This is a genomic window from Skermanella sp. (genome assembly GCF_059503625.1).
On sequence record NZ_JCACHA010000959.1, the window covers coordinates 1 to 6684 of the forward strand.

Annotated in this window: 4 protein-coding genes; 1 reads left to right on the plus strand and 3 read right to left on the minus strand. The window is 67.0% G+C overall.

The features are described 5' to 3' along the window. The 3 genes from AC5JJ6_RS35050 to AC5JJ6_RS35060 all read right to left on the minus strand — a co-directional run. A partial coding sequence (locus AC5JJ6_RS35050) for an NAD(P)/FAD-dependent oxidoreductase (protein ID WP_496046468.1) occupies window positions 1–1094 on the minus strand: 1094 nt, incomplete at its 3' end. A 38-nt stretch (window positions 1095–1132) separates the two neighbouring features. Next, window positions 1133–4126 carry a LodA/GoxA family CTQ-dependent oxidase gene (locus tag AC5JJ6_RS35055; protein WP_496046469.1) on the minus strand — a complete coding sequence of 998 codons (2994 nt, stop codon included), beginning with the start codon at window positions 4124–4126 and terminating at the stop codon, window positions 1133–1135. Window positions 4127–4557: 431 nt separating this feature from the next. Then, window positions 4558–5874 carry an OmpA family protein gene (locus tag AC5JJ6_RS35060; RefSeq protein ID WP_496046470.1) on the minus strand — a complete coding sequence of 439 codons (1317 nt, stop codon included), beginning with the start codon at window positions 5872–5874 and terminating at the stop codon, window positions 4558–4560. Window positions 5875–6133: 259 nt separating this feature from the next. Between AC5JJ6_RS35060 and AC5JJ6_RS35065 the strand changes: the two genes are divergently transcribed. Further along, the coding region (locus tag AC5JJ6_RS35065; protein WP_496046471.1) for an alkaline phosphatase PhoX at window positions 6134–6684 on the plus strand (551 nt) is incomplete at its 3' end.

Here is a 6684-nt window from a genome sequence, read left to right on the forward strand (position 1 = left end):
CGGCGGACCCAGAAGGCCCGGTCGTGCCAGCGCCGTTCCAGCCCGTACCACGCCCGAAGGTGGACCCGGTAGGCGTCGTGGATTTCGGTCAGTCCGGCCTGATAGTCCGGCAGGGCGGACGCGTCGCCCGCAAGGTAGCGGTCGGCGGCTTCGGCGGCGGCAAGGCCGGTGTAGAGCGCGTTGAAGATGCCCTGCGACGACAGGGGGTCGAAGCCCAGCGCCGCGTCCCCCACCGCCAGCCAGCCGTCGCCCGCCGCCGGCGACAGATGGGTGCTGTGGGCGGTGCAGAAGCCGGCGGCGCCTTCCGCACGGAAGCCGCTGCCCGCCAGCACGCCGGACAGGAACCCCCGCGCCGCAGCCCGCCGGGACAGGGCCGCGCCGTCGCAGGCATCGGCCGCCGCCGGCAGATCGGCATCGGTGTGGAAGGCCAGGACGCGCCGCTGTCCCGGCAAGGGCGCCGTGTACCACCAGCCGTCGGGTTCCGCCTCGATATGGGTCAGCCCCGATTGGCGGCCATCGGCGTCGTGGCCATGCAGCCAGCCGCACACCAGCCGGTCGCCCGCCATCCGGCGCGCTCCCAGCCGCCGCGCCAGCGACGAGCCCCGGCCGCCGGCATCGACCAGCAGCCGGCAGCGCGCCGGCATGCGCCGTCCGCCGATGTCGAGGTCGAGACGCCAGCCATCGCCCTCGCGGGTCGCCGCGCGGAGATGGGCCGGCACCCTCACCGCCGCCCCGCGGGAGGACGCGACTCCGCGCAGCCAGCGGTCGAACCGGGCACGGTCGAGATGCCAGCCCGGCCCGTCGATGTCGCGCAACCCGTCGGCGTCGGCAGGCTCCGGTCCGCCCCAGAGCGATCGGCCGCCATGGCACGGCGCATGGCCTTGAGCCCGGAAATCGTCCCAAAGCCCCATGTCGGTCAGCAGCCGCCGCGCCGCCGGAGCGAGCGACTCCCCGATGCGGACGGCGGGAGTGTCCCGCCGGTCCAGCACCAGCACCCGCCGCAGCGGCGCGAGGTTGAGGGCGAAGGCGGCACCGGCCGGCCCGGCGCCGACGACCACCGCATCCGCCTCGACGATCGTGTCGGCCCCGGTCACCGGAGACGGCTCAGTCGACCGGACTCACCGGCCCGTCCTCAACGGCGCAGACCGTGCGGGAAGCGGCGCACCTTGTCGATCCGGCTGATATCGACGCTGTCCGGGGCGGGGAAGACGCCGCCCGTAGCGGCGGGCGCCTTCGTTGCCATCGTCGCGTGCAGCGTCCGGTGCGCCTTGCCGTCCGTCTCGTCGCCGTCGGGGATCGGCTTGTGCTGGTCCTCGACCTCGATCAGCTTGGGGAACAGCGCGGCCCCGACTGCGTCGGCCGGTCCGGGACAGACTTCGACCACGCCGAGATGGTCGAAGTGATGGATCATGTTGTTGATCTGGTCGGTGTAGCTGGTGGTGCCGAGCGGCGCGATCCAGGCCGCGCGGTTGGCGAAGGCGGCCAGACGGACCTGCTTCGGCTGGTGCTCGTCCATCACGATGGCATAGTTCTCCCGCGTCAGGACCTCGTTCGGGACGCGCGCCGGCCAGAACGTCGGAACGTAGGGATCGTAGGACTTGTCGTAGCCCGACCGGCAGCTCGACGTATCGGTCTGCCACGGCACCGCCATCCAGCGGGTGATCCCGCCGGGAAGCTGTCCGTAAAGCGGGCCGTTGGGAATGGTCACCGTGTCGCTGGACAAAACAGCACCCATGCCGGGTTCGACCCATCCCTTGGGCGCGTGGGCAAAGCGGAAGGGCGCCATGTACATGGTGGAAGAGCGCACCGGCCACGTCATCTCGCAACCGGGGTGGAAGGCGTCGGCGAGGCAGAAATCCAGCGCCGCCCGCGTCAGGGTATCGCCCTGCTCGCGCAGGGGAACCTTGTCGAAATCGTCATGGACGGGGACCTTGCCCCAGTCGTCCTCGAAATCGCCGGCCACCCACTGGTCCAGCATGGCGAGCTGGGTGGCGGTCAGCGCCGTGTACTGGCGCGGGGTTTCCGCCGGCGGAATGCTCATGGCGTCGCCGTAGACCCAGGGCCACGGCGTCGGCGACCACGAATCGACGTTGTCGTGACGGAAGGCGTTCTTCAGGACGCGCCGGGTTTCCTGGTTGGCGAGGCTGCGGTCGTTCAGCCGCGCGATCCATTCCGGCTTGGTGAAGTCCGACGGCGCGTTCCAGCCGAAGGCGGCGGCAAAGCCGGCATTGACCCATTGCAGGCCGGTCATCCGTTCGAATACCGGATAGATGTCGTAGGTGAAGGACGGCCGCGCGGGCTTGGGCAGCGTTCCGGCCGTAATGGCGACATCGCGCATCAGGTCCCACATCGTCCGGACGGACTTGCGCTGCGGTCCGTAGTTCGGCGGCCCGACCACCAGCCACGACGGGGTCACCGGCAGTTCGGTCCCGTTCAGCTTCACGGTGGCGGTGACCGGGCCGTCCGACACGTCGTCGTGCCAGCCCTCGTTGTTGCCGAAGGTGATCGCCTTGGTGCCGTTGTAGGACGCGGATTTGCCCCGCCCGCCGGTCACCAGCAGGCGGCCGTCGTCCTCGCACCACATGCGGCCGAGATAGACCGGCTCGCCCTGGTTCATGAACCTGCCGGCGATCATCTCGCGCTTGTGCTTGCCGTGACCGACACGCAGCTCATGCCTGCCGGCGTCGAGCACCAGCGCCCTGCGGTCGGCCACCGTCGGGTTGCGCAGCGTGGTCGGATCGGCGGACGCCGCCTCGGGGATGTCGAGCGCCAGCTGGAAGCCGTACCAGGCCGACTTCTGGTTGGCCAGATGGACCTGCCAGGTGATGTCGGCGCCCGATTCCGGACCGGTCAGTTCGCGGACGATGTCACCCGCGGCGTTGCAGCCGTAGATGCGGAACCGGGCCGCCTGGGGATAGAGCCTGCCTTCGGCGTCGCGGTAGGGATTCTTCCCCGGCTCGGAGCTTGCCATCAGCGGCTTCGGATTGGATACCTCGGGTCCGACGACGTAGCCCTTGGGCGCATTGCCGACGCGGGCGACGCCGATCGAAGGATAGATCACCGCCTTGACGATGCAGGTATCGGGCTTCGGCGCCGCCGCTGCGGTGCGCGGCTCGGCCGGCTGCTGGAGCGGATCGCCGTTGGCCTGATGGCGGACGGCGGCGCCATGCTCGTAGACGATCTTGCGGACGGCGGCGATGCTGCCCTGCGGGGCCTGCAGCTTCGGCGTGCGCCAGATGTTGAAGGCCAGCTGCTGGCCGTAGTCGCTCTGTCCGCGCTCTCCGACGTCCTGGCGGGGCAGTACCAGCGTCGCCACCGGTTTGTACGGATACAGATCGACCGGCCATTCATGGGTCGCCTGGTCGAGCGGGTAGCCGGCGCTCTTCGGCACCACCTGCACCATGAAGGTGAAGCGGTATTCGTTTTCCGACAGGCGATCGGCCAGATCGGCCGCCATGTAGTTGGCGTCGTCGCTCGGCACGTCGATCGCCGGATGACCGGGCGGCGGCGCTTCGGGAACCAGCGAATACTTCGCGTATTGGTCATCGCCGAAGGCGAAGGGCAGGATTGCCCAGTACTGGGTGGTCAGCACGCTGCCGTCGACCTGCGCCGACATCTTCTTGAGGATCTCGTCGGTCTTCGGATGCGCGGCGAGATATCCGGGATAATCCTTGAGGACGACGCCGGCATAGGTGAATTCGCACATCTCCTTGGCATCGTCCACGAAGAAGACCGGGTAGTTCTGCATGATGAAGTCGGCGACACCGCCGGTCTCGCCCAGCGCATCGACCCCGTCCACTCCCCACACCTTCAGGCCGATGCCGAGCGTCGAGCCGAGATCGGGCGATGTCGGGGTGGTGTCGCTGGAGAAGCGCACCCAGGCCGGCAGGACGTCCTTGGCGAAGACGCCGACCTTCAGAGCTTCGGGCCGGTCCTTGCGCATCTCCAGCCGGCCATGGGCAGCGCCATGCAGCTTGCGGAACACCGCGCGTTCCGCCGGCGTCTGGCCCAAGGCGATCCGCTTCATCTGTCCCATGGCGATGAACATCTGGTCCAGCCGTCCTGTCGCGTCATCGGCGCAGTCGAAACAGGCGGGAATGGTCTGCTTATCCTTGTTCGCCGTCATGGGACTCCCTGTCCTTCGTTGTCGAGCATCGGATGCCGTCAAATAAGCCATCGATGCCGAATACTATTTTATGAAGAAATGCGGATGATTTCGACGAGGCTACGATAACGGTTTTGCAATTACTAGCCCTTAAATCGAGCAACTCTGTATTTCAAAAACGGAATAATGAATAAACATACTCTGGTATTTCCCCGGCTGAAGATGTTTGGTTTCAACATATTTGGGTATGAGATATTCATGTAACGAATATTACAGGATATCCTCAAACTATCGACCTTAAGGGTTTTTCGATTTGGAAGGCCGATGTCGGGCTGAAGCGGCCCGACCTACGGATGACGCCGGCCGGGAACGCCGCTGTCGACGCAGGGCCGATTCGCAGGTCGGGCCGAAGAGGCCCGACCTTTTCACTTGGGAGTGCTACGATGGGAAGATCAGGCCTGGGTCTGGCAGTCCATCGGCCGGAATTCGACCCGGCGGTCCAGCATGTCGGAATAATCGTCCCGTCCCGTACCGACGATCGTTTCCGAAGATCCGACGCCGCGCGTGGCGATGCGGTCGCTGACCTCGATCGATTGCCGGGCAAGGTCCTGCCAGACCTTTTCGGCGCGCGCCAGCGATAGCTGCTCGTTCAGCGCCATCGGTCCGGTGGGGCTGGTGTGGCCGACCAGTTCCAGGCATCGCCCGGACGGGCCGGTCCGCCGCGCCACCTGACGCAACCACATGTCGTAGGAGCCCGTTATCTGCGGATCGGGCCAGTAGGCGGTCGAGGCGGGCCGGAACAGCATCATCAGGGCCAGCCGGTCGTGCCGGAGACCGAAATCGACCAGCCGGGAGAACGCAGCTTCCGCATCGCCGTCGCGCCCGAGACGCCAGTTGGCCAGATACAGGCCGTTGTGGACGCGGAGCTGATTGCCCGCCGGCGTCCGTTCCGCCGCCCTGAACAGATCGAGCGCCGCTTCGTACCGGCCGGCGTCGTAGGCTTGGATGCCGTCGGCGATCAGGGCTGCGGCCAGGATGCCGTTCAGATAGGAAGGGTCTACCGGTTCGCCGACCTTCGACAGGCAGGTGCGGAGATAGCCCTTGATGCCGTCGTCGACCACCCAGGCCGGGCTTTCCTTGAAGAAGGTGGTCGGTTCGGTATCGACGCCGTCGGTCCGAGCCCAGGCCATGCCGTGCCCGACCACGACGCCGGTGCGGAGGTCGGCCAGCGAGAACCAGATGCGGTAGGCCTGCGGCACGCCGGGAGCGAGACCTTCGGGACCGGCGCCCCGCACGCTCCCGACCAGAACCAGCGGCGACTGGCTGATGGTTTCGGTGTTCATCGGGCGGAGGTCGTAATCGGGCTGGCTGGCCTGGATGAACGAAGCCAGCCGCTGCTCCATCGTGCGGGTGGCCGCCGTCTGGCCGCCGACCGCACCGTCCACCAGCGGGTCGATGACGACCATCTGCGGCGTCGAACCGGACCGCACTCCCGGCGGGACGCTCGCGAACAGGTCCGCCGCCGCCCGCTCGACAGCGGCTTCGAACGGCAGCGCCTCCGAAGGCGGGAGAGGAAGCGTGGGAGTGGGCGGCACCGGAAGGCTGACCAGAGTGGGAACGGCTGCCTGTTCGGCCTGCGGCGGAACCTTCGCCGCTTCCTCCCGCGTCAGATTGGAGCATCCGGGCAAGGCCGCCAGCAGCAGGCCGGTCAGCAGGACGGCTGGCCGCGAGACGCCGGAACGCATGGTGGAGCGGTAGCTTCGCATCATTGATCTGCTCTCTGTCACTGGGTCCTGTCGAAGAACACCCATATAGGTCGAATACACCCGCCGAGAGTTCCGGGCCTTCAACAAAGGCGCCGAACGATTGAAACGTTCGGTCTTCATAAGTGTCCTAAACTTCCGGGGTAGTCATACCTACCTCCTGGCCTGTAGCAAATATGACGGTTTTGTTACACTCCTTCTCCAGGCGGCTGTTCCGTCCGAACGGGACGGCTGCCCAATAGGGCAATGCGGGAGGGAACGAGGCGTGACCAGTCTCGATGAACGCTACGAGCCGATCGCGGTCGAAGACCGCGACGACATCGGCTCCAACAATTCGGCCAATGTGCCGCTTATCGAAGTCGCCCAGGCATGCCCCAGCCGCCGGGGCCTTCTGAAAGGCCTGATGGCATCGACTGCCGCCGTCGCCGCTTCGGGACCCTTGCCGAAGATGGTGGGCGCCGCCGCGGCGGAAGAGGCGGCGAAGGGACCGTCGACGCTGACGTTCACCCAGGCGCCGCACAAGATCGGCGAAGGCCATCAGGTGGCTCCCGGCTACAATGCCGACATCCTGATCCGCTGGGGCGACAAGGTCGTCGAGGGAGCGCCGGCCTTCGATCCGATGCATCAGACGGGCGCCGCCCAGGAAAAGCAGTTCGGCTACAACTGCGACTATATCGGCTATCAGCCGCTGCCGCTCGGCTCGAACAGCTCCGACCATGGGCTGCTCGGCATCAATCACGAATACACCAGCCCGGACCTGATGTTCACCGACTGGTACCGGCCGCCGGAAGCCGGCAAGACGGAGCCGAGCGAGCG